The 26,555-nt window shown below is 63.9% G+C and carries 22 protein-coding genes; 2 read left to right on the top strand and 20 right to left on the bottom strand.

Translation table 11 applies throughout. The features are described 5' to 3' along the window. The first annotated feature begins 152 nt into the window (after positions 1–152). A complete protein-coding gene (locus tag AB3X89_RS07875; RefSeq protein WP_176111596.1) occupies positions 153–419 on the top strand; it encodes a DUF4148 domain-containing protein in 267 nt (88 codons plus the stop codon). A gap of 151 nt (positions 420–570) precedes the next feature. On the opposite strand, the gene AB3X89_RS07870 is transcribed toward AB3X89_RS07875, so the two are convergent. The 12 genes from AB3X89_RS07870 to AB3X89_RS07815 form a co-directional block, all read right to left on the bottom strand. Further along, entirely contained in the window at positions 571–2,013 is a 1,443-nt protein-coding gene (locus tag AB3X89_RS07870; RefSeq protein WP_368582650.1) for an aldehyde dehydrogenase family protein, read from the bottom strand. Between the two features lie 39 nt (positions 2,014–2,052). After that, positions 2,053–3,240 carry a fumarylacetoacetate hydrolase family protein gene (locus tag AB3X89_RS07865; RefSeq protein ID WP_368582649.1) on the bottom strand — a complete coding sequence of 396 codons (1,188 nt, stop codon included), beginning with the start codon at positions 3,238–3,240 and terminating at the stop codon, positions 2,053–2,055. Between the two features lie 84 nt (positions 3,241–3,324). After that, positions 3,325–5,109, bottom strand: a complete 1,785-nt coding sequence (locus AB3X89_RS07860; RefSeq protein ID WP_368582648.1) for an IlvD/Edd family dehydratase — start codon at positions 5,107–5,109, stop codon at positions 3,325–3,327. A gap of 41 nt (positions 5,110–5,150) precedes the next feature. Further along, the gene (locus AB3X89_RS07855) at positions 5,151–6,557 is read right to left on the bottom strand and encodes an MFS transporter (RefSeq protein ID WP_368582647.1); all 1,407 of its coding nucleotides are present in this window, start codon (positions 6,555–6,557) and stop codon (positions 5,151–5,153) included. A 181-nt stretch (positions 6,558–6,738) separates the two neighbouring features. Beyond that, positions 6,739–7,734, bottom strand: coding sequence for a LacI family DNA-binding transcriptional regulator (locus AB3X89_RS07850; protein ID WP_368582646.1), 996 nt, complete (start codon positions 7,732–7,734; stop codon positions 6,739–6,741). Between the two features lie 156 nt (positions 7,735–7,890). Continuing rightward, entirely contained in the window at positions 7,891–8,775 is an 885-nt protein-coding gene (locus tag AB3X89_RS07845; protein WP_368582645.1) for an SMP-30/gluconolactonase/LRE family protein, read from the bottom strand. Next, positions 8,772–9,539 (bottom strand): SDR family NAD(P)-dependent oxidoreductase, encoded by a 768-nt coding sequence (locus AB3X89_RS07840; RefSeq protein WP_368582644.1) that lies wholly within the window; start codon positions 9,537–9,539, stop codon positions 8,772–8,774. The genes AB3X89_RS07845 and AB3X89_RS07840 overlap by 4 nt, the downstream gene beginning before the upstream one ends. A 65-nt stretch (positions 9,540–9,604) precedes the next feature. After that, on the bottom strand, positions 9,605–12,010 hold the full coding sequence (locus tag AB3X89_RS07835; protein ID WP_368582643.1) for a glycoside hydrolase family 3 N-terminal domain-containing protein: 2,406 nt from the start codon (positions 12,008–12,010) through the stop codon (positions 9,605–9,607). Positions 12,011–12,291: 281 nt separating this feature from the next. Beyond that, complete coding sequence (locus tag AB3X89_RS07830; RefSeq protein ID WP_368582642.1) at positions 12,292–13,422, bottom strand: ABC transporter ATP-binding protein; 1,131 nt, start codon at positions 13,420–13,422, stop codon at positions 12,292–12,294. A gap of 69 nt (positions 13,423–13,491) precedes the next feature. Further along, entirely contained in the window at positions 13,492–14,322 is an 831-nt protein-coding gene (locus tag AB3X89_RS07825) for a carbohydrate ABC transporter permease (protein ID WP_176111587.1), read from the bottom strand. A 3-nt stretch (positions 14,323–14,325) separates the two neighbouring features. Beyond that, positions 14,326–15,207, bottom strand: coding sequence for a carbohydrate ABC transporter permease (locus AB3X89_RS07820; protein ID WP_217710295.1), 882 nt, complete (start codon positions 15,205–15,207; stop codon positions 14,326–14,328). A gap of 99 nt (positions 15,208–15,306) precedes the next feature. After that, positions 15,307–16,602 carry an extracellular solute-binding protein gene (locus AB3X89_RS07815; protein WP_368582641.1) on the bottom strand — a complete coding sequence of 432 codons (1,296 nt, stop codon included), beginning with the start codon at positions 16,600–16,602 and terminating at the stop codon, positions 15,307–15,309. Positions 16,603–16,849: 247 nt separating this feature from the next. Between AB3X89_RS07815 and AB3X89_RS07810 the strand changes: the two genes are divergently transcribed. After that, complete coding sequence (locus AB3X89_RS07810; RefSeq protein WP_309234952.1) at positions 16,850–17,926, top strand: LacI family DNA-binding transcriptional regulator; 1,077 nt, start codon at positions 16,850–16,852, stop codon at positions 17,924–17,926. Here AB3X89_RS07810 and AB3X89_RS07805 read toward each other — a convergent pair. The 8 genes from AB3X89_RS07805 to AB3X89_RS07770 form a co-directional block, all read right to left on the bottom strand. Continuing rightward, complete coding sequence (locus AB3X89_RS07805; protein WP_018433686.1) at positions 17,905–18,294, bottom strand: type II toxin-antitoxin system VapC family toxin; 390 nt, start codon at positions 18,292–18,294, stop codon at positions 17,905–17,907. The two genes, AB3X89_RS07810 and AB3X89_RS07805, sit on opposite strands and share 22 nt — an antisense overlap. Continuing rightward, positions 18,294–18,524, bottom strand: a complete 231-nt coding sequence (locus tag AB3X89_RS07800) for a type II toxin-antitoxin system Phd/YefM family antitoxin (protein WP_013093946.1) — start codon at positions 18,522–18,524, stop codon at positions 18,294–18,296. Before AB3X89_RS07800 ends, AB3X89_RS07805 begins: the two co-directional genes overlap by 1 nt. An 861-nt stretch (positions 18,525–19,385) precedes the next feature. Continuing rightward, positions 19,386–20,516, bottom strand: a complete 1,131-nt coding sequence (locus AB3X89_RS07795) for an ABC transporter ATP-binding protein (RefSeq protein ID WP_368582640.1) — start codon at positions 20,514–20,516, stop codon at positions 19,386–19,388. A 115-nt stretch (positions 20,517–20,631) separates the two neighbouring features. Next, positions 20,632–21,969: a GH1 family beta-glucosidase gene (locus tag AB3X89_RS07790; protein WP_368582639.1), complete on the bottom strand. Its 1,338-nt coding sequence runs from the start codon at positions 21,967–21,969 to the stop codon at positions 20,632–20,634. Positions 21,970–22,027: 58 nt separating this feature from the next. Continuing rightward, entirely contained in the window at positions 22,028–22,858 is an 831-nt protein-coding gene (locus AB3X89_RS07785) for a carbohydrate ABC transporter permease (RefSeq protein ID WP_018433683.1), read from the bottom strand. Beyond that, a complete protein-coding gene (locus AB3X89_RS07780; RefSeq protein ID WP_368582638.1) occupies positions 22,855–23,889 on the bottom strand; it encodes a carbohydrate ABC transporter permease in 1,035 nt (344 codons plus the stop codon). The genes AB3X89_RS07785 and AB3X89_RS07780 overlap by 4 nt, the downstream gene beginning before the upstream one ends. Before the next feature lie 132 nt (positions 23,890–24,021). After that, positions 24,022–25,269: an ABC transporter substrate-binding protein gene (locus tag AB3X89_RS07775; RefSeq protein ID WP_368582637.1), complete on the bottom strand. Its 1,248-nt coding sequence runs from the start codon at positions 25,267–25,269 to the stop codon at positions 24,022–24,024. Positions 25,270–25,456: 187 nt separating this feature from the next. Next, positions 25,457–26,530 carry a LacI family DNA-binding transcriptional regulator gene (locus AB3X89_RS07770; RefSeq protein WP_368582636.1) on the bottom strand — a complete coding sequence of 358 codons (1,074 nt, stop codon included), beginning with the start codon at positions 26,528–26,530 and terminating at the stop codon, positions 25,457–25,459. Between the last annotated feature and the right edge of the window lie 25 nt (positions 26,531–26,555).

Raw genomic sequence — 26,555 nt, 5'->3', positions numbered from 1 at the left:
ACAGCCTTGCTGCCCCAATATTGTTTTAGTTACCGAAACAGTGAGTTCAGGAATTAGGTATTTACCCTAGTTCCGGCTCCCCCTAGACTGTCATCACTGCTGCAAACAAACGGTTTCGCAGCCTAACAAGACAAAACCTGGAGGTAGTAAAAATGAAATCGCTCGTTCAAGCTGTCGTTATCGCCGCTACTCTCGCTGCTCCGGTTGCCGTTTTCGCTCAATCGAACCAGCCGCTGACCCGCGCGCAAGTTCGTGAAGAGCTGGTTCAGATCGAGAAGGCCGGTTACAACCCGGCGCGTTCGAACCCGAACGAATATCCGTCGAACATTCAGGCTGCCGAAGCTCGCGTCGCGGCGCAAAACAGCGCGGTCGGCGGCGTGACCAGCGGTTCGTCGCAACAGGGCCGCGCAGCGCAGTAAGCCGCGTTCCCGTTAGAAAGTTGCTGTTGATGTAGCTGTACCTGCCGGAGCGCTTTGCCATAGCTCTTGCAGCTTCCCCTGCTGGCCCGCCATCGCGATCGAATGCGATGGTGGGCCAGTTCCGTTTTAGCGGAGCCCGGCTAGTGTCGCGTCAGACCGCGCCCGGGTTGATATACGCGGTCTTCACCGACGTATAGAACTCGCGGGCGTAGGCGCCCTGCTCGCGCGGACCATAGCTCGATCCCTTCCTGCCGCCGAACGGCACGTGATAATCGACCCCCGCCGTCGCGGTGTTGACCATCACCATGCCCGCCTGCACATGGCGGCGGAAATGACTCGCGTACTTCAGCGAGGTCGTGCAGATGCCGGCCGACAGACCGAACTCGGTGTCGTTAGCGACCGCGAGCGCTTCCTGGTAGTCCTTGACCTTGATCACCGACGCGACCGGCCCGAACACCTCTTCGCGGTTGATGCGCATCGCCGAGGTCGTCTCCGTGACCAGCGCCGGCGCGAGGAAGTTGCCCGGCGTCGCGCCCTTGACGCGCTCGCCGCCGAACACCGTGCCGCCCTCTTCACGCGCGATCGCCAGATAGCGCTCGTCCTGCTCGAGCTGCTTGTCGTCGACGACCGGGCCGATCTGCGTGCCGTCCGCGAGCGCATCGCCGACCTTCAGCGCGCGCATGCGCGCCTTCATGCCGTCGATGAAGCGGTCATAGATCCCCTCGGTCACGATCAGCCGGCTCGATGCCGTGCAACGCTGGCCCGTCGAATAGAACGCGCCGTTGATGCAGGCTTCGACCGCGACGTCGAGATCGGCGTCGTCGAGCACGACCATCGGGTTCTTGCCGCCCATTTCGAGCTGGAATTTCTTGCCCGACTCGAAGCACTTCGCGCCGATCGCGCGACCCGTCGAGACGGAACCGGTAAAGCTGATCGCATCCACGTGCGGCGACGACACCAGCGCCTCGCCGACCACCGAGCCGCGGCCCATCACGAGGTTGATCACGCCCGCCGGCGCGCCCGCCTCGGCGATGATCTTGACCAGCTCCCACGTGCTGCCGGGCACCAGATCGGCCGGCTTGATGACGACCGTGTTGCCGTACGCGAGCGCCGGTGCGATTTTCCACGCCGGAATCGCGATCGGAAAATTCCACGGCGTAATCAGGCCCACCACGCCGACCGGTTCGCGCGTCATTTCGACCGTCATGCCCGGCCGCACCGACGGCACGATTTCGCCGCCGACACGCAGCGCTTCGCCCGCGAAGAACTTGAAGATCTGGCCGGCGCGGCCCACTTCGCCGATCGCCTCGGGCAGCGTCTTGCCCTCTTCACGCGCGAGCAGCTTGCCGAGCTCCGCCTTGCGCGCGAGGATCGCGCTGCCCGCCTGGTCGAGCACGTCGAAGCGCTGCTGCGGCGTGGACAGCGACCACGTCGCGAAGGCCTTGCGCGCCGCGCTGATCGCGCGATGCGTCTGCTCGGCGTCGGCTTGCGCGAATTCGCCGATCACGTCGTCCAGATTCGACGGATTGACATTGCGCGACACGCTCGCGCCGTCGACCCACTGTCCGTCGATGTAGTTTGCAAATTGACTCATGTCCTGATTCTCCTTTCGAAAATTGCAGCGACAATCCGGTTATTCAGCAACCAGCAGGCCGCGAACCGCAAGGTTGCGATACAGAGCGCGCACGCCGAACGTCCACGGTTCGATTTCGGTGGACAGACGCACCGTGTTGGTCAGCGCGCCGAGCTGCGGCGTCGAAATCGTCACACGGTCGCCGAGGTGATGCGTGAAACCGGCGCCGGGCGCGTCGCGGTCGTTGATCGGCGAGAACATCGTGCCGAGGAACAGCATGAAGCCGTCCGGGTACTGGTGATGACGGCCACAGGTCTGCGCGACGAGGTCGGCCGGGTCGCGGCTGATCTCGCTCATGTGGCTTACGCCGTCGAGCACGAAGTCGTCGTCGGTGCCTTCGACGCGCAGCGACACGCTCGCGCTGCGCACCGAGTCGAGCGAGAAGGTGTCGTCGAACAGCCGCACGAACGGGCCGATCGCGCACGAGCCGTTGTTGTCCTTGCACTTGCCGAGCAACAGCGCCGAGCGCCCTTCGATGTCGCGCAGGTTCACGTCGTTGCCGAGCGTCGCGCCGACGATACCGCCGCGGCTATTCACCGCGAGCACGATCTCCGGCTCCGGGTTGTTCCACACCGACGCGGCGAGCAGACCGACGTCCGCGCCGAAGCCGACCGCCGACATCGGCTGCGATTTCGAAAATACCTCCGCGTCCGGACCGATGCCGACTTCCATGTATTGCGACCACGCATCGCGGCGCTCGAGCTCGGCCTTCAGCTTCATCGCGGCCTCCGAGCCCGGCTTGATCTTCGACAGGTCGGTGCCGATCGTCGATGCGATCGTCTCGCGCACTTCCTTCGCCTTCGCCGGATCGCCGCCGGCCTGCTCCTCGATCACGCGCTCGATCAGGCTCACCGCGAACGTGACGCCGCAGGCCTTGATCGCCTGCACGTCGCACGGCGCGAGCAGGCGCACGGCGGGGGCGCTCGCGCCCGGCAGGTTTGCGTCGATCAGTTGTGCAACCGGCCCGAGCGGCACGCCCGGTGCGCTGCGCGCAAATTGCGCGGCATCGTCGCGCTCGAACAGATCGGCGGTGGTCGGCACGCTCGCGGTGATGTCGAACACCTCGCCGCCGCGCACGACGACCACGCACGGTCCTTCGTGCTGCTCGGACTTGCGCCACACGCGGCCGATCAGCAGCGCGTCGTTCAGATCGCCGGGAAGAAAGCTGGAAGAGGAAGTTGCGGACATGGGATGGGCTCTTTCGGATAAGTGGAGAAACGGGCAAGGCCGGGCGTCGCGTTGTATGCGAAGCCCGGCCTTGTCACCTGCAGGTCAATGCGAATGCCGTGGATTGCCGCGCTCGGCAATCACCTTCAGATAAAGCGTCGCCGGTTCCAGACAGCCGCCGGTTGAAAGCTGGCCGACCGTCTTGCGGTACAGCTCCTGCCACGGCGTTTGCGCGGCCGGAATCTCGAACTGCACGGTTTCGCGGCGTCGCGCGAGTTCCGCTTCGTCGACCAGAACGTTGACGCTGCGCGAATTCAGATCGACACGGATGCGGTCATTCGTGCGCAACAGCGCGAGGCCGCCGCCCACCGCCGCTTCCGGCGACATGTTCAGAATCGACGGGCTCGCGGACGTGCCGCTCTGCCGGCCGTCGCCCAGCGTGGGCAGCGACGTGATGCCCTGGCGCACCAGCGCAGCCGGCGGCGCCATGTTGACGACCTCGGCACTGCCCGGATAGCCGACCGTGCCCGTGCCGCGAATCACGAGGATGCAATGCTCGTCGATTTCGAGGGCCGGGTCGTTGATGCGCGCGTGATAGTCCTCCGGGCCGTCGAACACGATCGCGCGTGCTTCGAAGGTGTTTTCCGCACCTGGCTCGCTCAGATAGGTCTTGCGGAACGCATCGCCGACCACCGACATCTTCATGATCGCGCTGTCGAAGAAGTTGCCCGACAGCACCATGAAGCCCGCGCCGTGCTTCAGCGGATCGTCGGTCGTCTTGATGACCTCGCGATCCGGCGCCGGCGCGGCGGCCGCGATTTCGCCCATCGTGCGGCCCGACACCGTCAGACATTCCTCGTGCACGAGGCCGGCTTTCGCGAGCTCGTGCATCACGGCCGGCACGCCGCCCGCGCGATGGAAGCTCTCGCCGAGATACTCACCCGCGGGCATGCAGTTGACGATCAGCGGCACCTGCTCGCCGACGCGCTGCCAGTCGTCGAGACTCAGCTCGACGCCCATGTGCCGCGCGATCGCGATCAGATGCGGCGGGCAGTTGGTCGACGCGCCGAGCGCCGATGCGACGACGATCGCGTTTTCGAACGCTTCTTTCGTCATGATCTTCGACGGCCGCACGTCGTCGCGCACGAGATCGACGATGCGCTTGCCGGTCGCGTAGGCCATCTGGCCGCGCTCGCGGTAAGCGGCCGGAATGCTCGCGCAGCCGGGCAGCGACATGCCGAGCGCTTCGGCGAGGCTGTTCATCGACAGCGCGGTGCCCATCGTGTTGCAGTGACCGATCGACGGCGACGATGCGGTGGTCAGCTCCATGAAGCCTTCATAGTCGATCTCGCCGGCCGCGAGCAGATTGCGCGCATGCCAGATCACGGTGCCCGAGCCGACGCGCTTGCCGTCGTGCCAGCCGTCGAGCATCGGACCGCCGGACAGCACGATCGCCGGCATGTCGACGGTGGCCGCGGCCATCAGGCACGCGGGCGTGGTCTTGTCGCAGCCGGTGGTCAGCACGACGCCGTCGAGCGGAAAGCCGTGCAGGATTTCGACGAGCCCCAGATACGCGAGGTTGCGGTCCAGCGCGGCGGTCGGCCGGCGGCTCTGCTCGGCGAGCGGATGCACCGGAAACTCCATCGGAATGCCACCCGCGTCGCGAATGCCGGCTTTCGTGCGCGCCGCGAGTTCGATGTGATGGCGATTGCACGGCGCGAGATCACTGCCCGTCTGCGCGATGCCGATGATCGGCCGGCCCGACTGCAGCTCTTCGCGCGTCAGACCGTAGTTCATGAAACGCTCGACGTACAGTGCCGTCATATCCGCATGCGAGGGATCGTCGAACCATTCCTGGCTGCGCAGCCGGCGCGGGGTGGATGCTGACATGATGCGTATCTCTCTGTCTGGGTGAGGGTTGCTTATCGTGCTTACGCGTGCTCTGCGTGTTTCTGCGCCCGCGCCGTCTCGCGGCCCGGCACGCTGTCTTCATTCGACGTGGCCCGCGTCAGCATCGTGCGCGGCACGAGCAGGATCAGCACGCAGCTGACCAGCAGACACGCACCGAGTGCGTAGGTGCCGTTGTTGATGTCGCCGGTCAGGTTTTTGGCCACGGCGGTGATCATGGAACCGGTAAAGCCGGACAGATTGCCGATCGCGTTGATCATCGCGATGCCGGCCGCCGCCGCGGCGCCCGACAGCAGCTGTCCCGGGAACGTCCAGTAAATCGGCATCAATGCGAGGATGCCGGCGGTCGCGATCGTCAGAAACGTGATCGCCCACACCACATGATGCGCCAAAGCCGCGCTCATGATCAGACCGAGTCCGCCGATCAGCGCCGGAATCGCCGCATGCAGACGCCGCTCGCCGGTTTTCTTCGAATGCGCGGCGTTCGCGAGCGTCGCGATGATCGCCACGCCATACGGGATCGCGGTCAACAGGCCGATGTGCAGCGGGTCCTGCACACCGGTCGCCTTGATGATCGACGGCAGCCAGAACGCGAGGCCGTAGAAGCCGGTATTGAACGTGAGCAAAATCGCGACCAGCAGCCAGACACGCGGATCGCGCACCGCCGAGCCGAAGCGCGCGGTCTTGTGCGCGCTCTCGCGCTGCAGATTCGCCGCGAGCAGGCTCTTTTCCTGCGGCGTGAGCCAGCGCGCGCGCTCGATGCCGTCGTCGAGCGAAAAGTACACGACGAACGCGGTCAGCAGCGACGGCACGCCCTCGATCAGCAGCATCCATTGCCAGCCCTGATAGCCGAGCAGGCCCGCCGTATGGTCCATCAGCCAGCCCGACACGACGCCGCCGAGCATCAGGCTGACCGGCATCGCGATCAGAAAGCCCGACATCACGCGGCTTTGACGCTGTGCCGGAAACCAGAAGTTCAGGTACAGAATCACGCCGGGGAAGAAGCCGGCCTCGCAGAGCCCGAGCAGGAAGCGCAGGATGTAGAACATCGTCGCGGTTTCGACGTGCGCGAGCTGCGCGAGCGGCTGGACGAACGCGAGCGCCATCGACACGAGCCCCCACGTGAACATGATCCGCGCGATCCAGAAACGCGCGCCGTAGCGATGCAGGAACACATTGCTGGGCACTTCGAAGATGAAATAGCCCCAGAAAAACACGCTCGCGCCGATCGCGTACATCGTGTCGGACAGGCCGAGATCGTCGAGCATCTGCAGCTTCGCGAAGCCGACGTTTACGCGATCGAGATACGCAACCACATAGCACAGCAACAGTATCGGCAGCAGCCGGCGCACGACCTTGCGATAGGTCCTTTCCTCGAACTCGTCGACGCGCGCGGCAGGCGCGGCGATGGCGGACGGTACAGCGGTCATTCGTTTCTCCATCAGCGTGTTTTTGTGGGGAAATGCCGTTGCCGGTAAAGTTACCGGTAACATTTCTGGCTGTGGATGTTACGCCCGGCTTACCGTCCGGACAACCAAGGGATATCCCTGATCTGTCTGGTTAAGGGTAGTTGGGCGCGTTCGCGTCTTGCGAATTCAGCGACGCGCCCTTTTACGCGCTATCGCGCGAAATCACCGTGAAATCAATCTTCACCGCCTTCCTGCGATGCACGTCGCCCGCTTCGCGATCGGCGAGCGCCGCGAGCAGCGTCTCGCCGGCGCGCAGGCCGATGCCGTAAGCATCGACCGATACCGTCGTGATGCTCGGCTGACAGCACCACGACACCTCGAAATTGCCGAAGCCGGCAACCGCGATGTCGCCCGGCACCGACAGCCCGCGCCGATGGCACTCCATGATCGCGCCGAACGCCGACATGTCGCTCACGCACATCACGGCTTCGGTATCGGGCCAAGTGTCCAGCAAGGCGCTGATCGCCGGCGCGCCGTGGCTCATCGTGATCGGCGAATCGCCGAGCCGGATCACGCGCGGCTCGCCGAGGCCCAGCGCCTTGACTTCGGCGACGTAGCCGCGCATCCGGTCGTGCCCGCGCCGGTCGCGCTCGCTGGCGCCCGCGATGAAGCCGATCCGGCGATAACCGCGCTCGTGCAGATGCCGAACCATCGCGCGCGCCGCCGCCGAGTTCGAAAAGCCGACGACCGTATCGATCGGATCGCTGGGCAAATCCCACATTTCGACGACCGGAATGCCGGCGCGCTGCAACAGCATGCGCGTCGCGTCGGTGTGCCGGCCGCCCGTCAACGCGACGCAGCGCGGCTGGTGGCGCAGCATCGAGCGCACCAGCAGTTCTTCCTGTTCCAGCAGATAGTCCGTATCGCCGAGCAGCAACTGCAGACCATGCGGACTCAGTGCGGCATTCAGGCCGCGCACGGTGTCGGAGAAGTTCGAGCTCGACAGCGACGGCACCAGCACCGCTACGAACTCCGAGCGTCCCGACGACAGCGCGCCCGCCGCCGCATCCGCGACGTAGCCGAGTTCGTCGATGACCTTCTGCACGCGTTCGCGGGTCGCTTGCGACACGTTGCGGCCTGCGAGCACGCGCGACACGGTCATCTTCGAGACGCCCGCGCGTTCGGCAACATCGGACATGCGGGGCGGGACTGGCGGCCTGGACGTCATGATAGGAATCGGGGCGGATGCGCGGAAGTCATGGAACGCACATGATAACGGGCCACTCCTTGCGGAGCGACCAGGCAACGTCAGGGTTGCGTATTGCGGCTCGTCCTGTCGCTGTGTTTTGTCGCTTTAACGCTCGAATCCCACCGAGCAGCGAGCCTGAACCTGCCCCGCCACCGGTGCGCGGAACGAGAACAGCCCGCCCGCCTGCGGCTGATGCTGCCGCTCGACGGCAGTCAGCCCCTTCCATGCGGTCGACACATAAACGGTTTGCAGATCCTCGCCACCGAACGCGAGTTTCGTCACGTTCGCGCACGGCAACGGCACCTGATCGACCAGTTCGCCCGCCGGCGAGTAACGCTCGATCCGCCAGCCGCCGAACAGCGCGATCCACACGAAGCCGTCGGCATCGACCGCCATGCCGTCGGGATGACCGTCGCCCGAGATCGCGGCGAAGATGCGCTTGCCCGACAGCGTGCCGTCCGCGGCGACGTCGAACGCATAGACCACGCGCCGCACCGTGTCGTTGTGATACAGCGTGCGGCCGTCCGGGCTCATCGCCGGGCCGTTCGTGATCACGTAGTCGTCGTCCTGCGCGATCGCCGCGCCTCGCTCGTTCACGCGATACAGCGTGCCGCTCGGCGCCTCTTCGGCGTCGTCCATCGAGCCGAACCACAAGCGCCCCTGGGCGTCGACGAAACCGTCGTTCAGGCGGTTGCCCGGCAGATGCGGTTCGACGTCGACGAGCTTGCTGAACTCCCCGCTCGCCGGATCGAAGCGATGCAGGCCGCCCGGCAGCCCGCATACGAACGTGCCGTCAGCGAGCGGCGCCAGAAAACCGGGCTGATCGGGCGCCTGCCACGTTCGCTGCTCGCCGCTCGCGACGCACAGCCGATGAATCCGGCGCCCCTTGATATCGACGAAATACACGGCGTTCTCGGCGGCCTGCCACAGCGGCCCTTCGGCCAGCTCGGCGCCGACCGCCCATACGCACACAGGTACCGGCATGCTCATTCTCCGTACCACCCTGCGTCGACGAAGTAATCGCGGCCTGAGCAGCGCGACGCGTCGTCGGACGCGAGGAACAGCGCCATGCGCGCGACGTGCTCGGGCTCGATGCGCAGTTGCAGACACTGACTCGCGACGACCTTCGCTTCGCTCTCCGCCGATTGCCACAGCTGCATTTGCCGAGGAGTCTTCACCGCACCCGGGATGATGCAGTTCACGCGGATGCCCGCGCCGCCGAGATCGCGCGCGAGACCCCGTGTGAGCCCTTCGATGCCGGCTTTCGCGGTCATATAGATCGCGAGGTTCGGCAGCGCGACATGCCACGACACCGAGCCCAGATTCAGGATCACGCCGCGCCCCGCGCGACGCATGCCGTTCGCGGCGGCCTGCGCGCAGAAGAACTGGTGGCGCAGATTCACCGCGATACGGTCGTCCCAGTAGCTCGCGGTGAGCTCGCCGATTTCGTGCCGGTCGTCATTGCCGGCGTTGTTGACTAGCACGTCGATCGGCCCCGCCTCTTCGACGATTGCCGCAAACGTGCTTTCGATCGCGTCGACATTTTTCAGGTCGCAGCGGCGGAACAGCGGCGGATGCTTCGCGTGGCGAAGCGTTTCCTGCAGCGCGAGCGAATCGTGCTCGGCGACGTCGAGGAAGAACACGCGCGCGCCTTGCTGCGCGAAAGCCTCGACGATCGCGGCGCCGATCCCGCTGCCGCCGCCGGTGACGACGATGGTTTTGTCCGCCAGGCTTGGATAGGTTGCGTACGACATCAGATTTTCCACTTGTAACGAGTAGGACCACACACGGGGCGGCACTCGCCGTCCCGACCCGCCGCTTAGGCCACGATCTCGACTTCGCTCAGCATGCGCCAGTTGCGCTCGAGCGTTCTCGTCGCGGAGCCCGCGACCGCGACCGTGCCGCTCAGATGAATGTCGCGGCTCGAACTGCCGACGAGCAGATCGAAATCACCGGGCTCGACGATACGCTCGCCGCGCGCGTCGGTGAAGTTCAGCATGTCGACCGGCAGCTTCACGCGCACACGCGCCGAGGCACCGGCCGCGAGCGGCACGCGCGTGAACGCCTTCAGTTCGCGCACCGGCCGCGCGACCGACGCGTGGCGGTCACGCACGTAGATCTGCACGATCTCGGTGCCGTCGCGGGCACCGATGTTGTCGAGCGTGAAGCTCAGCTCGATCGTACCGTCTTCGATCGGCACCTCGCTGTGCGCGAGCGCGAGATCGCCGTAACGGAACTGCGTATAGCCGAGACCGAAACCGAACGGATAGCGGCATCCGAAATGGTAGGCAATCGGCGTTCCAGCGCTCTTCAGACGATGGTTATACACGTACGGCACGGCGCCCGCGCTCTTCGGCACCGACAGCGGCAGACGGCCGCTGAAATTGGCGCGGCCCACCAGCAGATCGGCCAGCGCTTCGGCGCCGCGCTCGCCCGGCGCGAACGCCATGATCTGCGCGGCGATGCGCTCTTCGAGGCCGCCGAGATTGTACGGACGGCCGCCCGTCATCACGACGACGGTCGGCGTGCCGCTGTCGACCACCGCCTGCAGCAACGCCTGCTGCACGCCCGGCAGGTCGAGGCTGTCGGTATCGGAGCCTTCGCCGACCGTGCCGGACTGGAACAGGCCCGCCAGATCGCCGACGAACACCAGCGCGACGCCCGCTTGCCGCGCGGCTTCGACCGCCGCCGCGATGCCGTCGGTGTCCTTGCTGATCAGCTCGTCGCAATGCGCGTCGCCGGTCAGATCGAGCGACACGTCGCCCGGGAACACCGGCGCGCCCGCGCGGCGTTCCTTGATGATGTCGCAGCCCTGCGCGTGAATCACGCGCTCGTTGCCGAGCAACGCGCGCAGCGAGCGCAGCGGCGTCGCGATCGACGCAGTGGACTGCTCGCCGCTGTTGATCAGATGCACCGGGAAGCTGTAGCCGGCGAGGAGCGCGAGCGGATCGTCGGCGGTGGGGCCGATCACCGCGATTTTGTCGGCGCCGTTCGGGGCGAGCGGCAGCACGTCGCCCTGATTGCGCAGCAGCACCGCCGATTCGAGCGCGACCTGATACGCGGTATCGCCCGCTGTGGCGCTCTTCACGTCGACGCGCTCGGGATCGACATACGGATTCTCGAACAGGCCGAGCTGGAATTTCACGCGCAGCACGCGCGAGACGGCGGTGTCGATCGTCGCTTCGGTGATCTCGTCGCGCTCGAGCGCTTCCTTCAGATGCACCGCGCACTCATGGCCCGGCAGCTCGACGTCGAGGCCGGAGTTAAATGCGAGGGCCGCGGCCGACGCGCTGTCGCGCGCCACCGCATGGTGGCTGTAAAGCAGGTCCACGCCCGCGTAATCCGCGACGACGAGACCGTCGAAGCCCCACTTCTCGCGCAGCGTGTCGTGCAGCAGCGCGCGATCGCCATGGCAGGGCACGCCGTCGACGTCGTGATACGCGGGCATCACCGAGCCCGCGTTCGCGAGCTTCACGGCCATTTCGAACGGCAGCATGAACACGTCGTTGAGCTCACGCGGACCGACATGCACCGGCGCATGATTGCGGCCGCCTTCGCTCGCCGAATGACCGACGAAATGCTTGAGCGTCGCGAGCAGATCGCGCTCTTCGCCTTGCAGGCCCTTCACGTAGTGGCATGCGAGCACGCCGACCAGATACGGGTCTTCGCCGAGCGTCTCCTCGGTGCGGCCCCAGCGCGGATCGCGCGACACGTCGAGCACCGGCGCGAGCCCCTGGTGACAACCGATCGAACGCGCCTGCTCGCCGATGATCGTGCCCACTTCGCCGACCAGCCGCGGATTCCACGTCGCCGCATAGTTCAACGGCGACGGGAACAGCGTCGCGTCCTTGATCATCAGGCCGACGAGGCACTCCTCGTGCGCCATCACCGGAATGCCGAGACGCGTGTCTTCGACCATCTTGCGCTGCAGTTCGTTGAGCGCTCGCACGCCTTCCTTCGGATCGACCGTATGGGTGCCGAGCGGACGCGTGATCTGGCCGAGGCCATACTGCAGGATCTCGTCGACCGTGATCTGGTTGGCACTCTGCGCGAAATCGATGCTACGCGCCTTGTGATTGCCATCGGCCGACAGCACCAGCCAAGCGGCATGAAGCTGCGCGATCTTTTCATCGAGTGTCATGCGCGCGAGCAGATCGGCCACGCGCTCTTCCAAGGCTGCGGCGGGATTGCGGTAGAGCGGCACCTCACTTTGGCGAAGCAACATCGAAAACTCCTTCTTTTTATGCTGGTGTACGAAGCGCAAGAAGCGCCGACAAATCCGTTGTTTCTGACAAGCGTGCGGCGGGGCGTTGCTTCGGCCGGGAGCCATCCCGTTCCATTTCAGATATCTTTCCGTACTTCGCAGTCCTGCTAATCAATCAAACGCGGCCGCGACTCGAAATTCGCGGTGTTTGATCGGCTGCGGGTCGTTCGGTACGTCTAGCGATGCGGTGCAGTGCGCCCGCGCTCGCCTGCGTCGTGCAAGCAAGCGCGGTCACAAGCGGATCAGTGCAGACGCGGCAGCGCGAAATCGTTGTCGTCGAATACGTGGCACGCGTGCGGTGCGAACGCCAGCTCGACGCGTTCGTCGTGATTGACGCCACCGTCGCCGGGCAGTTTGGCGATCATCGTGTTGCCCTCGCGCACGCCACCGTCCACGTGCACGTAGCTGTGCTCGCCCATCCGTTCGACCAGACGCACGGCGCAGCGAATCGTCTGCACGCCGGGCTGCGCCGACGGCAAGGCGAGGTGCTCCGGCCGGACGCCGAGCGTGACCTGCGAGCCGACGCGCTGCCTGCGGCCGTCGACCTCGGCGCGCACGCGCTCGCCCGTGGTCAGCTCGACCTGAATGCCCTTTTCGTCGACCGCGAGGACCGTGGCCGGCATGAAGTTCATCTTCGGCGAGCCGATGAAGCCCGCGACGAAGCGGCTCTTCGGCCGGTGATACAGATCGAGCGGCGCGCCGATCTGCGCGATGCTGCCGTGTTTTTCCATGTCTGCGCCGGCGTGCAGCAGCACGATCTTGTCGGCGAGCGCCATCGCTTCGATCTGGTCGTGCGTGACATACACCGCGCTCGCGCGGTTGAACTCGCGATGCAAACGGGCGATTTCGGTCCGCGTCTGCACCCGCAGCGCGGCATCGAGATTCGACAGCGGCTCGTCGAACAGGAACACGCCCGGCTCGCGCACGATCGCGCGGCCGATCGCGACGCGCTGGCGCTGACCGCCGGACAGCGCAGCGGGGCGGCGCTCGAGGTAGCTGTCGAGTTGCAGCGCGGCAGCGGCGCTGCGCACCTTCTTGTCGATGATGGCCTTATCGACTTTCGCCTGACGCAGACCGAATGCCATGTTCTCGTACACGCTCATATGCGGATACAGCGCGTAGTTCTGGAACACCATCGCAACCTGGCGCTTCGCGGGTTCGACGTTGTTCATGAGTTCACCGTCGATGCGCAGTTCGCCGTCGGTGATCGATTCGAGGCCGGCAATCATGCGCAGCAGCGTGGACTTGCCGCAGCCCGACGGCCCGAGGAACACGCAGAATTCATCCTTGCCGACTTCGAGGTTGGCGTCGCGGATCACCGAGTTACCGCTCGTATAGGACTTCTGTACGTTAGTGAGAGAGATGCTTGCCATGTCGTCTTTGCGAAGTTCGGTGTGCGAGCCACTGCGGCCCACACGATTCGAGGTTGTGTGCGATGCGGATCAGCCCTTGAGCGAGCCAGCCATCATCCCCTTGATCACGCGCTCCTGACCGAACGCATAGGCAACGATCAGCGGCAGCGAAGTGAGCACGAGGACGGACAACATCGACGGAATGTTCGACGCGTATTGCCCCATGAAGTCCCAAATCGCGAGCGGCAGCGTACGGTGCTCGGCTGTCGAGGTGAGCATGTACGCGAAGATGAACTCGTTCCACAGACCAATGCCGTTGAAGATCGTCACAGTGGCGAGCCCCGGTGCCGAAAGCGGGAAGAAAATCCGCCAGAAGATGCGGAACGGACTGCAGCCGTCGAGCTGCGCCGCTTCTTCGAGCTCGCGCGGAATCTGGCGCATGAACTCGGTCAGGATGAAGATCGACACCGGCAGACTGAGCGCCACATACGGGCCGAGCAGCGCGAACGCGGTGTCGTAGAGACCGAGGTTGCGCGTGAGCAGATAGATCGGCACGAGCGTCGCATGCAGCGGCACGATCATGCCGGCGACCACCAGACCGAACAGCGTCTTGTTCAGTGAGAAGCGCAAGCGCGCAAACACGTAGGCCGCCATAGCACTGATGATGACGATCAGCAGCACCGACACGCCCACCGTGAACACGCTGTTACGGAAATAAGTGAAGAACGGCCCCTGCAGCACAGCCGCGTAATTGCCCCAATACAGGTGGCTCGGCGGCGCCCACACGGACGTCGCGAAAGTCTCCTCCTGGCTCTTCAGGCTCGACGCGACCATGAAGAGAAACGGAATCGTCGTGACGGCCAGCCAGATCAGTGCCAGCAAAGGAATCCCGACGCGGGGGAAGCGTAGTTTCTTGTTCATGGTTCAGACCTCGGTTGCATAACGGCGGGTGAAGTACATCGACACCGCCGCCACCGTGATGACGATAAGGAACATCGCCGAGCCGATGGTGCTGCCGTAGCCGAGTTGGAACGAACTAAACACCGTGCGATACATGTAGGTGGCCATCACCTCGGACGAACCTTCGGGGCCGCCTCCGGTCATGACGAAGACGAGATCGAAGTAACGCAGCGAGCCGAGCACGGACAGCAGCACCGCCGTGCGCACCGTGCCTTGCAGATGCGGCAGCTTGATGCGCCAGAAAATGGTCCACTCGGATGCGCCGTCGAGCAGCGCAGCCTCGTTGACCTCGGCCGGCATCGACGAGAGCCCGGCGAGGAACAGAATCATGTAGAAAGGCGCGTTCTGCCAGATGATCACGGCAATCGTCGCACCCAGCGAAAAATGCGGGTCGCCCAGCCAGTCCTTCGCGAGGCCATCGAGCCCGAATGCCTGCAGCGCGACGTTGACCGGACCGAAATTCGGATCGTAGATCTGCTTGAACAGCACGCCGATCGCCACGCTCGACATCAGCAGCGGCAGGAAATACAGAACCTTCAGCAAGCGCGAGCCGCGGCCGGCCTTTTCCAGCAGCACGGCTAGCGCGAGCGCGATCGGAAGCTGGATGACGATCGAGGCGACAGCAAGAATCACGTTGTTCCGCAGCGATTGCCAGAACACCATGTCGTGCGCGAGCCGCTCCCAGTTCGCGAGTCCGATATAACGGGCAGTGTTGCCGAGGCCGTTCCAGTCGAGCAGCGACAGCCGCAGGCTGGAGACGAGCGGATAAAGCAGGAACACGGCCAGCAGCAGCAGCGACGGCGCAAGAAACACCACCGTGACGAGCGTTTGCGATGAGAATCTCAACCGGCGTTCGGGAGTAGCGGTAATTGCAATATTCACGGGCTTGTATGCCGACCGGCACCTCGCGGTGCCGGCCGGACTTTTCTTTAAGACTGGAGAAGATTAACCGCCCTTCTTCGAAGCGGCTTCCATTTGCTGCGCAGCAGCTTCAGGCGTCAGCGACAGGCCGAACAGTGCCTGCGTCGTGTCCTTGTGCAGCTCACCGAGGGCCGGCGGCAGTGCCTGGTCGTACCAGAGCTGCACGCTCGGAGCCGCGGCAAGCAGTTTCTGCAGACGCTGCGTGAACGGATCGTCAATCTTGACGTTATTGACCGGCGGGAGCTTGTGGTCATCCGACGCGCGAGCCTGCATCGCCTGTTCGTCGGTCAATGCCTGGATCAGCTTGAACGCTGCGTCCGGCGACTTGCACTCGGCTGAGATGCTGAGGAAGCCATCGCCGACCGTGCCGATCAGGTCACGCGGATCGCCCTTGCCACCCGGCACGCTCGGGAACGGGAAGAAGTCGAGATCCTTCGAGAACGCCGGATTTTCGTTGGCGATCGTCGAAGCTTCCCAGGCACCCATCAGCTCCATGGCAGCCTTGCCCGTGTACAGCAGACGGCGCGAAGCGCCCGAGTCGTAATCAAGACCGTTGATGCCCGGTGCGAACGCGCCAGCCTTCACCAGTTCCTGAATGCGCTTGCCGGCTTCGACGAAGGCCGGATCTTCGAAGCCCTTGCCCTTGCCTTCGATCGCGTCCTTCACGACTTGCGGACCGCCGATACGGTCGACGAGGTACATGTAGTACATCGATCCGGTCCACTTGTTCTTGTTCGCGAGCGAGAACGCCGCGACGTTGTGCGACTTCAGCACCTCGACGACGTGCATCAGTTCATCCCACGTCTTCGGCGGCGTGATGCCGTACTTCTTGAAGACTTCCTTGTTGTAGAAGATCACCGCGGCCGCCGCGTTTTCGGCAGCGACACCGTAGGTCTTGCCGTCGAACGTCGTGACATCCCACGACGATTGCATGAAACGGTTGCGATACGACGGATCCTTGCTCAGGTACGGCGTCAGGTCGGCGATCTGGCCGGACTTCACGTACTCGTGCAGGCCGCCGCCGCCCCAGTTCTCGAACACGCACGGCGGCTGGTTCGCGCCGAAAGCGACCTTCAGCTTCGTCTTGTACGCTTCGTTCAGCACGTGCGAATTCTCGACCTTGTAGCCCGGAACCGCCTTTTCGAATCGATCCGACGCGTCGCGAATGATCTTGCTCGACGACGCATTGGTCTGCTGGTCCCATACCGTGATCGTCTTGGAGTCCGCCGCTACGGCGTTCGAAACAACTGCAGACAACGAAAACAGCAGCGCCGTCGCGCCGATGATGGACCGCGCTTTAAACAACGCCGGGTACGCCATGTGTGTGTCCCCTCTTCTGGATTTTTAAGAAACCGCCGAAACGTTAACGTTAGCCTTAACGTTAGTGAATGTTAGGTCGATGCGGTAAGTAAGGCTATGCGGGATTTTACCTGGTCTCGGTCGGGCTGCGACGCAAACACCTGTATAAGATTGATTGATTGTGGGAAAGCGGAAATAAAAAGGGTTCTGCTAGAATAGCGACTACATAAACGGTATCGCTAACGCGATTAGCGAGTCGACCCATCCAATGACCTCTCGCACAGCTCCGACCCGCATGGCAAGACAAACCCCCACGCTTGAGCACGTCGCCAAGCTTGCCGGGGTGTCCCAGATGACCGCATCGCGCGCTCTGAACGGCCGTCCTGGCGTGTCGCGCGAAACCCGTGACGAAGTACTGAGAATCGCGTCGGACATCGGTTACGTCGTCAACCGCACCGCGCAGAAACTGTCGGGGGGCCGCAATGGCATCATCGGCATCATCACGCCGACGCTCGACACGCAATTCTCCAGCGAACTGATTCTCGGCGCGGGCCGCGCGGCGCGTGGCGCCGGCTGCGAGATGCTGGTCTACACGGTGTTCGACGAAGATCGTCATACGCATCACGACCTGCTCGGGCTGATCCAGCAATTCTCCGACGGCATCCTCGCGATTCTTCCGCGCGAGTCGCTGTGCCTCGAGGCGCTCGCCACCGCGAAGGTGCCGGTCGTCGTCGTCGATCAGCGCGGCACGCTGACGGGCTTCCCGTCGGTGTCGGTCGACAACTACGGCGGCGCGTGTCTCGCGGTCGAACACCTGGCGGAACTCGGTCACAAGCGCATCGCGTTTCTGGCCGGCGACGAAACGATCGAAGGTGTACGCGACCGGCAACGCGGCTATCACGACACGCTGGCTCGTCTCGGCCTGCCGCGTGAAGACTCGCTGGTCGCCGCGGGCGACCTGTCGCAAATGATGGCGTTCGACGTCACGTTCGACCTGCTGAACCTCGCCGAGCCCCCCACCGCGATCTTCACGGCCAACGACCAGAGCGCGTTCGGCGTAATCGCCGCAATTCGCGAAGCCGGCCTGCGCGTGCCGGACGACATCTCGGTGATCGGCTTCGACGACATCCCGATGTCCGAGCAGTTTCACCCCGCGCTCACCACGATCCGTCAACCGTTCCAGCAAATGGCGCGCTCGGCGGTCAACACGCTGCTCGCGCAAATCGCCGGGATCGACGCCGCTTCGCAGCGCATCACGCTGCCGGCGGAACTGGTGGTGCGCGATTCCACCGGCCCTGTGCGCACCAAGCAGCGCCGCGGCCGTCACCAGATCGTTTCGACGTAAGTCGAAGCGCGCACCTTCGCATCCGAAGTCACGAGCGCGCCGCCATGCGTGCGCGCGGTCGCGACGATCAGGCGTTGATGCAAGCTGAGCGATGGCGGCAGCGTGGCCGCGCGAAACGCGATTTCGGTGTCGACCGGAATCATCCGCACGCCGTCTAGCGACAGAAACGTCGACATCCAGCTGCGCGCGTCCATCGACAGCCCGAGACTGCCGACCTTCACGAACTCCGCGATTTCGAACGCGCTGATCGCCGAGATCAGGATCTCGCCGCCGGCGAGCTCCCGATCGATCGCATCGTGCGCGGCCTGGCTCAGCGCTTTCTGCCTGCCGAGCCAGCACACGAGCGCAAGCGTGTCGAGCGTGATCATTACTCTTCCTGGTCGGCCGTGACAGGTTGCAACGCGTGCTTCAGATTGAAGTGCGTAATCGACGCGCGCAGCAGCTCGAGCGGATTTTCCTGCTTGCTGCGATACGGCCGAATTTCGATGGTGGGTTGCCCGCGGTCGGTGACGACCACGGTTTCGCCCAATGCCTCGACCTGGCGGAACAGCTCGCAGGCCCGGGACTTGAAGATGGCTTTAGATACTCGTTTTTCCATGACGCTCTCCACCCAGCAAAATTCCAACGGTTATTTTTTGCGCCGGGCCGGCGCGCCCGCATGCGAACGCGCGCGATGCGTGGCCCGACATTCTTTTTCAACCTTGCTCTCAGGCACTACTTTCCAACCTACTGCCAGGAGCTCCCTCGAACTCCCGTCCAACCCGCGGCGACGATTACCGTGACCGCGACACCGCCCGCACCGGTCGCGCCAATCCGTGCGCGCAACCGCTGCGCTTTCAGCTAATCAATACCTTTTAGGCAGACCGTTTCGGCCACACAAGGGTCGTGCCGGATAGCACCGCGGCGCGTCTCGGGTTTCAATGTCTGCTCCGTGTTTTAGCTCTTCGAATAGATGCAAACGTCTTGAACGTTACCCTTAACGTTAGCGGATGTTAATGGCACACATTCGCCGCCGCCATGCGGAGTTAACCTAAGCTCCGAACCACTATCCGGGACCACCCGACCCGACCCTCAAAGCCACGCCCAGCAAGGAGGAAGCTCCGCGCAAGGCATAGACAGCAAATCGTAATATTTGATGCGAACCGACTAACGAGATCCCTGCTTGCGTCTCACTCTTCGTCATCCGATGCCGGGGGCCTCGATGAAGGCTCCGCATCGAAATGTACGATCCACGAATGCAGCGATTCGCGCGGCTTCTTCAACCTTTCTCGCTGCTGCGGTCCTCGTTCGATAGCCGATTGCCCCCGGTCCGCGGCAGCCGCCGTTTCACCGGGCGTCTGCGCATACCGCTGCCCGGACGAGCCGCTAGCCGCGGCCTCGCCATCGTCCTTCGCTACATTTTTCTCCATCGCGCTATCCGCCATCGGTGTGCTAGTGCTCGCTCGCCGGCATCGGCCTGTCAAACGACCGCGCCTACGTCCTCGCCGACTTTGGGTCGCGACAGGCTCACCGCGGCGCCGTTCGCATCGAACAGCGTGACCGACGACGACGCCACCTTGATCCCGACGCGCGCGCCGACCGCATGCTGCGCGTCCTTCTTGTCGAGCTTCAGCGTGATCGCGTGCGCGATGCCATCGAGTCGCGCATGCAGCAGCGATACATCGCCGAGATGCTCGACCAGTTCGACTCGGGCGGCGAGACCTTCGTCGAGCGTGCCGATGCCCAGATGCTCGGCACGCACCCCGAGCGTCAGCTCACCGCTCAGCGACTGCGACGACCGGCCGGGCAGCACGATGCGCTGGCTCGCGCCCGCGAGCGCCACGACGGTTTGGGTATCGCTTTGCGACACCAGCGTCGCGGCCAGCATGTTCATCTGCGGCGAGCCGATGAAGCCGCCGACGAAGCGGTTCGCCGGTCGCTCATACAGTTCGAGCGGCGCGCCGGTCTGCTCGATGTTGCCTTTGTTGAACACGACGATCTGCTGGCCGAGCGTCATCGCCTCGACCTGATCGTGCGTGACGTAAATCATCGTCGTGCCGAGTTCGCGATGCAGCTTCGCGAGTTCGATACGCATCTGCACGCGCAGCGCCGCATCGAGATTCGACAGCGGCTCGTCGAACAGGAACACGCGCGGCTTGCGCACGATCGCCCGCCCGATCGCGACGCGCTGGCGCTGGCCGCCCGACAGTGCCTTCGGTTTGCGTTCGAGCAGATGCGTGATCTGCAGGATCTCGGCGGCACGGCCCACCGCCTCGCGCACTTCATGCTTCGACTTGCCCGACAGCTTCAGCGAAAAGCCCATGTTTTCCGCGACCGTCATGTGCGGGTAGAGCGCGTAGCTCTGGAACACCATCGAGATGCCGCGGTCCGTAGGCTGCAGATCGTTGACGCGTACGCCGTCGATCAGAATGTCGCCGCCCGTTACCGACTCTAACCCCGCGATCATGCGCAGCATCGTCGACTTGCCGCAGCCCGACGGTCCCACGAAAACCGTGAACTGCCCGTCCGGGATGTGCAGATCGATGCCCTGGATCACCTGCGGTCCTTCGCCATACGTCTTCGAGACGTTGCGCAATACGAGTTCGCCCATTTGATGCCTCCTCCTCCTCAGTCCTTGTACTTGCAGACCCCGCGTGACGCTATCCCACTGCCCCACTACTGTCGCGCCACGCGAGGTTCGGTGCGCCCGCCGCCGGGCGTGCGCGTCAGCGCACGGCTGCGACGCCGGCGTGTTGCGCGATCACGTCGCGATACCACAACGCGCTGTCCTTCAGCGTGCGCTCCTGGCTCGCATAGTCGACGTAGACCATGCCGAAGCGCTTGTCGTAACCCGACGCCCATTCGAAGTTGTCCATCAGGCTCCACGCGAAATAGCCGGCCACGTCGACGCCCTTTTTCACCGCGTCCGACAACGCGGCCAGATGCAGGTCGTAGAAGCGCACCCGCTCGGCGTCATGCACACGGCCGTTAGCCAGCACGTCCTTCGCCGCGCAGCCGTTCTCGGTGATGTAGATCGGCGGCAGCTTGTAGTCGGCGTTGATGCGCGTCAGCAATTCGGTGAGGCCTTGCGGATAGACTTCCCAATCCATGTCCGTGAAGCCGAGCACGCCCGGCGGACGCTTCTCGCCCGATGCGCTCGCGAAGATGCGGGTGTAATAGTTGATGCCGAGGAAGTCCATCGGCGTACCGATCACGTCGAAATCGCCGCTCCGAATTGCCTCTTGCGGACCGTTCGCGCCGTACCATTCCAGCGCCTCGGCCGGATACTCGCCCTTGAACAGCGGGTCCATGTACCAGCGCACGAACTTCGCGTATTCGAGCGACGCGGCGGCCTGGTCTTCAGGCGAATCCGTCGCGCCATGCGCCGGCGACTGGTTCAGCACGATGCCGAGCGGCGCCTTTACGCCATCGGCGCGCAACGCCTGCAACGCGAGACCGTGCGACAGCAGCAGATGGTGCGCGACGTGCGCGGCTTTCTTCAGATCGGCGTTGCCCGGCGCGAAATAGCCCGTTGCGTTGCCGAGCCATGCGGTGCACCACGGCTCGTTGTGCGTCGCGATCGATGCAACGCGATCGCCGAGCACGCTGCCGATCTTGCGTGCGTAGTCCGCGAAACGATAGGCGGTGTCGCGGCTTTCCCAGCCGTTTTGCGTGTGCTGCAGCGACGACGGCAGGTCCCAGTGATAAAGCGTCGCGAACGGCTGGATATCGCGCTCGAGCAAACCGTCGACGAGGCGCTCGTAGAACGCTAGACCCTTTTCGTTGAATGCGCCGCGGCCAGTCGGCTGCACGCGCGGCCACGCGATCGAAAAGCGGTAAGCATTGACGCCGAGTTCAGCCAGCAGATCGAGGTCTTCCTCGAGCAGGTGATAGTGATCGCATGCGACATCGCCGCTCTCGCCGTTCACGACCTTGCCCGGCACTTTGCAGAACTCGTCCCAGATCGACGGGCCACGGCCGTCCTCATGCGCTGCGCCTTCGATCTGGTAGGAACTGGTGGCCACGCCCCAGACGAAGTCTTCGTTGAATCGATACGTCGGCATAAATGTTGTTGTCCCGAATGGTCATGCCCGCCAGGGCGTGAAGATGAAAGGAAAAATCTCAGGCCTTGACCGCGCCGGTCGTCAGACCGTCGATCAAACGCCGCGAGGTGAACGCGAACAGCACCAGCAACGGCAGCACCGCGACCGCGGAGCCCGCCATCACTGCGCCCCAATCCGAATTGGTCGGGCTTTGCAGAATGCGCAGCGCGAGCGGCAGCGTGTACATCGACGGCGAGCGCAGCACGACTAGCGCCGACAGAAAGTTGTTCCACGCCTGAATGAAGCTGATCAGGCCAAGGGTGCCCAGCGCCGGTCCCAGCAGCGGCATCACGATGCTCCAGTAGATGCGGAATTCGCCGCAGCCGTCGATGCGCGCCGCCTCGATCAGCTCGGACGGAATCGCCGACGCGACGTACTGGCGCATCAGGAACACGCCGAGCGCGGCGGCCGCGCCTGGCACATACAGCGCGCGCGGCTGATCGATCCAGCCGAGCAGGTTCATCGTCATGAAGGTCGGAATCATGCTGAGGAACGGCGGCACCAGCATCGCGGTCAGCGCGATTGCGAACAGCGTCTTCTTGAAGCGAAACTCGTACATCGCGAACGCGTAGCCGGCCATCGACGTGACCAGCAGCGTCAGCACGGTTTGCATCGCGGCCGTATAGAAGCTCCAGCCGAGATTGCGCCAGAACGGAATGTGCCGCATCAGCGAGGCCATGTTGTCGAGAAACGCGCTGCCGAACCACAGCGGGGGCGGCATCGAGAAAATCTCGGAGCTCGTGTGCGTCGCGAACACGAACATGAAGTAGAACGGCGAGAACATCAGCAGCCCGCCGGCAACCACGATCGCATAGCCGATATAGCGGCCCTTGTTGTTCGACGATTTCATCGCTGATTCTCCTCGTTCATGCCGCTGCGGTGAAAGATCCGCGTGTTCAACCACATCATCGCGCCGATCGAGATGAATAGCAGCCATGCGATCGAACTCGCGGTGCCGAAATCGCCGTCGTGGAATGCGGTGCGATACATATAGACGGCCGTCGTCAGGCCGGACTGGCTGGTACCCATGCCTTCGTTCGGCAGCAGGATGAACGGCTCTTCGAACAGTTGCAGGCCGCCGATGATCGACAGCGTGACCGCGAAGAAAATCATCGGCTTGATCAGCGGAATCGTGATGCGGGTGAACTGTTGCCAGCCATTCGCGCCGTCGATGCGTGCGGCCTCGTACAGGTCTTTCGGAATGGTTTGCAGCGCCGACAGATACAGCACCGTGTTCCAGCCGACATAGCGCCAGAAGATCACCACCGACACCGCCGGCTTGACGTTCTTCGGGTTATATAGCCACTCGATCGGATGCGCGGGAACGATCCAGTGCAGGCCGGGCAGTTTGCCGAGCTCGGCGATCGCGAGGTTGATCATGCCGAAGTCGGTCGAATACAGCGACGAGAAAATCAGCGCGATAGCGACGCTGGACGTGATGAACGGCAGGAAGTACAGGCCGACCATCAGGTTGCGCCAGCGGCGAAACGCGGTTTGCAGAAAGAACGCCAGCGGCAGCGCCACCAGATGCTGCGGCACGCCGGACATGATCGCCATCGACGCAGTGTTGTACAGCGACTTCCAGTACCACGGGTCGGTCAGCGTGAACGTGAAGTTCGACAGACCCACCCACTTCATGCTCGCGAGCCCTGCCGTCGCGTCCCAGCTCTGGAACGACAGGTACAGCGAAAACAGCAGCGGGAACGCCATGAACAGCGCGAACAACAGGAAAAACGGGCCGAGAAACAGGTAGGGTGCGACCTTCACCGGATCGAGCCGCGAAGTTTTTCGCGGCGCGGCGAACGGCGTGGGCGAGCTCAGCACATCGCTCACGCGTGCATCGCGGGCGACCTCTTCGGTCGTGGGCAGCGGAGTGTTCATCAATAGTTCCGTCCAGTCGGGCGTGGGGTGGGTCTTCGATGACCGGCCACGCTGTTTGCAGCAGACTTGCAGCGCACTGCGAGACACTTCGGTCGCGGCATGCAGCGTGCCGCGACCTTGCATCAATACCGCTTAACGGCGGACCCGATGGGCGATCTGGTCCTGCGCTTCCTGCAGCGCGGTATGCACGTCTGCGCCATCGTCGACGACCTTGTCGAGCGCCGAATGCACCGCCTCTTCAGCGACCTGGTCGTACTTGCTGCGCTGGATCGCCGGGATGTGCGAGGCCGCATCACGCCAGATCAGGCGCGCCTTCTCGTCGCCGAGGAATGACACCGGCTCGGCGAAGAACGAATCGGTCTGCGCGGAGAGCAGCGACGGGAATGCGTCGATCGAACGGAACGAAGCGAGCTGCGTGTCCTTGCGCGTCGTCAGGAACTTGATGAATTCCCACGACATCGGCTTTTGCGTCGCTTTCGCCGGAATCGACCAGAACGTCCCGCCGAACGATGCGTACGCGTTGTTCGGCAGATTGGCCGCGCGCCACAGACCCTTCGTGTCCGGTGCGATCCACGACGACAGGTGGCCACCGAGCCATGCGCCCATCATTTGCGTCGCGACGGTGCCGCGCTTGAAGCTCTCGGCCCATTCGTTCGACCACGGAGTGATCTTCGCGTCGAGACCGAGGTCGCGCGCTTTCTTCGCGAGCTCGAACGCCTTCACGAAACGCGGCGACGTGACGATCGGATTGCCGGCCTTGTCGAAGTACACCCCATCGCCTTCCTTCAGGTCGGCACGAATGTAGATGTCCTCGATATCACGCGACGATGCCATCAGGTACGCACCCGTCGCCTTCTTGATCTTCACGCCGGACGCCAGATACGAGTCCCACGACTTGGTCAGATCGGCTTCGGTCACGCCCGCCTTTTCGAGAATGTCCTTGCGATAGAACAGCGTGCCCGGACCGATATCGGCCGGCATGCCGACGATCGCGCCGTCCTGCGTGGTCGCCTGCGCGAACGTGTAGTTGATGAACTGGCTCTTGTACTGGCCCGCGCTATACGGAGCCTTCGACAGATCTTCGAGACCGCCGCCCGCCGCAAAGCGGCCGATGAAGCCGACCTCGACCGCCATCACGTCGGGCAGATTCGAGCTCGTCGCGAGCGCGGTGGTCATTGCGTTGTGGTGATCGGCGATCTGGAGCGACGACACCTTAACGTCGACGTCCGGATGCAGCTTCTTCCACGCCGGCAGCGCGTCCTTGATTTCCTGATCCAGCTTCGGAAAGACCGCGACGTTCAACGTGGTGTTGGCGTGCGCGCCGACTGCTGCCAGGCTGAGCAGAACGGCGGCGGCAGAGCCTGAAAAGCGGAATTTCATTACTCGTCTCCTAAAGAACCCTGTTTGAACTGCATTTGATGAATACCCGGTTGCTGCGACCTACTTCCCCTGTTGTCTTTGTTGCTGCTTTGCTTGGTGCTGCTTTGCTTGGTGCTGAATGTGCTGCGAATCTCTGCTTGACTGCCGATATCTGAAAGCGCTTTCACGTCTCGACGAAAAAAAGCCGCTACGCATGCGTATCCCCCTGCTCTACCGGCGGCGTGATTCGACGCGTGGTTTCGCGCGTCACGAGCGTGAGCGGAATCGGGCTGAGCGCGATCGACTGCTTGCGGATCATCTGCACGATGCCCTGCGCGGCGAGTCGGCCGATTTCATAAGTCGGCTGGCGAACCGTCGTCAACGGCGGCGTCATGTACGACGAGGTCGGCAGGTCGTCGAAGCCGACCAGAGACACGTCGTCCGGCACCCGCACGCCGCGGCGGAACATCGCGAGGCGCGCGCCGTAGGCGGTCTGATCGTTTGCGCAGAATACGGCGCTGAACGATGGATGGCGCGCCATCAGCCGCTCCATCGCGGCGACGCCGCCCGTTTCGAGGTAATCGCCCTGCTCGACGAGGTCGGCATCGAAGCCGATGCCCGCTTCCTCGAGCGCGGTCCGGTAGCCGACGAGACGCTCGATCGCATCCTCGTGACTGGCCGGCCCGGCGATGAAGGCGATCTCGCGATGGCCTTGCTCGATCAGATGGTGGGTCGCGTCGCGAGCGCCCTGCATGTTGTCGATCGGCAGGCCCGCGAGCGTCGCGCTGTTCTGCACCGAGCGGCCCAATACGAGCATCGGTGCGTGCCGCGAGTAGTCGGTCAACGTCGACTCATCGAGTTGCGCGTGCAGCAGGATGATTCCGTCGACACGCCGGGCGATGAACTGCTCGAGGCGCGCCTTTTCGTCGGCGATGTTCCAGCGGCTGCTCACGAAGATCGGCGTAAAGCCCGGCTCGGACAGCGACTCTTCGATACCTCGTAGCCACTCGGCGTAAAACGGACTCGACACCGCCTGTGTCAATACGCCGATCGTTTCGGTCCGGCCGCTCGCGAGACTGCGCGCGAGCACGTTCGGCCGATAGTTGAAACGCGCGATCGCCTCCTCAACCGCCTGCTGCTTGGCGGGAAGCACGCGCGCAGAACCGTTCAGGATCCGCGATACGGTACTCGGAGAAACACCGGCCGCGCGCGCGATGGCCTCGAGCGTCACGTTGGGTACCTTGGGCGCGCCGGGGTTGTCGTTTGAGCCGTCGTGGGTCATGAGTTCTGCCTGAATCCTGTGATGA

It is taken from the genome of Paraburkholderia sp. BR14320 (assembly GCF_040948665.1).
Classification (GTDB): Bacteria; Pseudomonadota; Gammaproteobacteria; order Burkholderiales; family Burkholderiaceae; genus Paraburkholderia; species Paraburkholderia youngii.
The sequence above is the reverse complement of the archived record's forward strand: the minus strand, read 5'-3'. Positions and strand labels throughout refer to the sequence as shown.

What these genes read in the sequence shown, in the direction of transcription:
- AB3X89_RS07815 (WP_368582641.1), bottom strand. Translation starts at nt 16,602, where the DNA reads ATGGCGTACCCGGCGTTGTTTAAAGCGCGGTCCATCATCGGCGCGACG.
- AB3X89_RS07860 (WP_368582648.1), bottom strand. Translation starts at nt 5,109, where the DNA reads ATGTCAGCATCCACCCCGCGCCGGCTGCGCAGCCAGGAATGGTTCGAC.
- AB3X89_RS07850 (WP_368582646.1), bottom strand. Translation starts at nt 7,734, where the DNA reads ATGTCCGATGTTGCCGAACGCGCGGGCGTCTCGAAGATGACCGTGTCG.
- AB3X89_RS07770 (WP_368582636.1), bottom strand. Translation starts at nt 26,530, where the DNA reads ATGACCCACGACGGCTCAAACGACAACCCCGGCGCGCCCAAGGTACCC.
- AB3X89_RS07830 (WP_368582642.1), bottom strand. Translation starts at nt 13,422, where the DNA reads ATGGCAAGCATCTCTCTCACTAACGTACAGAAGTCCTATACGAGCGGT.
- AB3X89_RS07800 (WP_013093946.1), bottom strand. Translation starts at nt 18,524, where the DNA reads ATGGAAAAACGAGTATCTAAAGCCATCTTCAAGTCCCGGGCCTGCGAG.
- AB3X89_RS07810 (WP_309234952.1), top strand. Translation starts at nt 16,850, where the DNA reads ATGACCTCTCGCACAGCTCCGACCCGCATGGCAAGACAAACCCCCACG.
- AB3X89_RS07780 (WP_368582638.1), bottom strand. Translation starts at nt 23,889, where the DNA reads ATGAACACTCCGCTGCCCACGACCGAAGAGGTCGCCCGCGATGCACGC.
- AB3X89_RS07805 (WP_018433686.1), bottom strand. Translation starts at nt 18,294, where the DNA reads ATGATCACGCTCGACACGCTTGCGCTCGTGTGCTGGCTCGGCAGGCAG.
- AB3X89_RS07785 (WP_018433683.1), bottom strand. Translation starts at nt 22,858, where the DNA reads ATGAAATCGTCGAACAACAAGGGCCGCTATATCGGCTATGCGATCGTG.
- AB3X89_RS07775 (WP_368582637.1), bottom strand. Translation starts at nt 25,269, where the DNA reads ATGAAATTCCGCTTTTCAGGCTCTGCCGCCGCCGTTCTGCTCAGCCTG.
- AB3X89_RS07835 (WP_368582643.1), bottom strand. Translation starts at nt 12,010, where the DNA reads ATGTTGCTTCGCCAAAGTGAGGTGCCGCTCTACCGCAATCCCGCCGCA.
- AB3X89_RS07870 (WP_368582650.1), bottom strand. Translation starts at nt 2,013, where the DNA reads ATGAGTCAATTTGCAAACTACATCGACGGACAGTGGGTCGACGGCGCG.
- AB3X89_RS07825 (WP_176111587.1), bottom strand. Translation starts at nt 14,322, where the DNA reads ATGAACAAGAAACTACGCTTCCCCCGCGTCGGGATTCCTTTGCTGGCA.
- AB3X89_RS07845 (WP_368582645.1), bottom strand. Translation starts at nt 8,775, where the DNA reads ATGAGCATGCCGGTACCTGTGTGCGTATGGGCGGTCGGCGCCGAGCTG.
- AB3X89_RS07855 (WP_368582647.1), bottom strand. Translation starts at nt 6,557, where the DNA reads ATGACCGCTGTACCGTCCGCCATCGCCGCGCCTGCCGCGCGCGTCGAC.
- AB3X89_RS07790 (WP_368582639.1), bottom strand. Translation starts at nt 21,969, where the DNA reads ATGCCGACGTATCGATTCAACGAAGACTTCGTCTGGGGCGTGGCCACC.
- AB3X89_RS07840 (WP_368582644.1), bottom strand. Translation starts at nt 9,539, where the DNA reads ATGTCGTACGCAACCTATCCAAGCCTGGCGGACAAAACCATCGTCGTC.
- AB3X89_RS07865 (WP_368582649.1), bottom strand. Translation starts at nt 3,240, where the DNA reads ATGTCCGCAACTTCCTCTTCCAGCTTTCTTCCCGGCGATCTGAACGAC.
- AB3X89_RS07875 (WP_176111596.1), top strand. Translation starts at nt 153, where the DNA reads ATGAAATCGCTCGTTCAAGCTGTCGTTATCGCCGCTACTCTCGCTGCT.
- AB3X89_RS07795 (WP_368582640.1), bottom strand. Translation starts at nt 20,516, where the DNA reads ATGGGCGAACTCGTATTGCGCAACGTCTCGAAGACGTATGGCGAAGGA.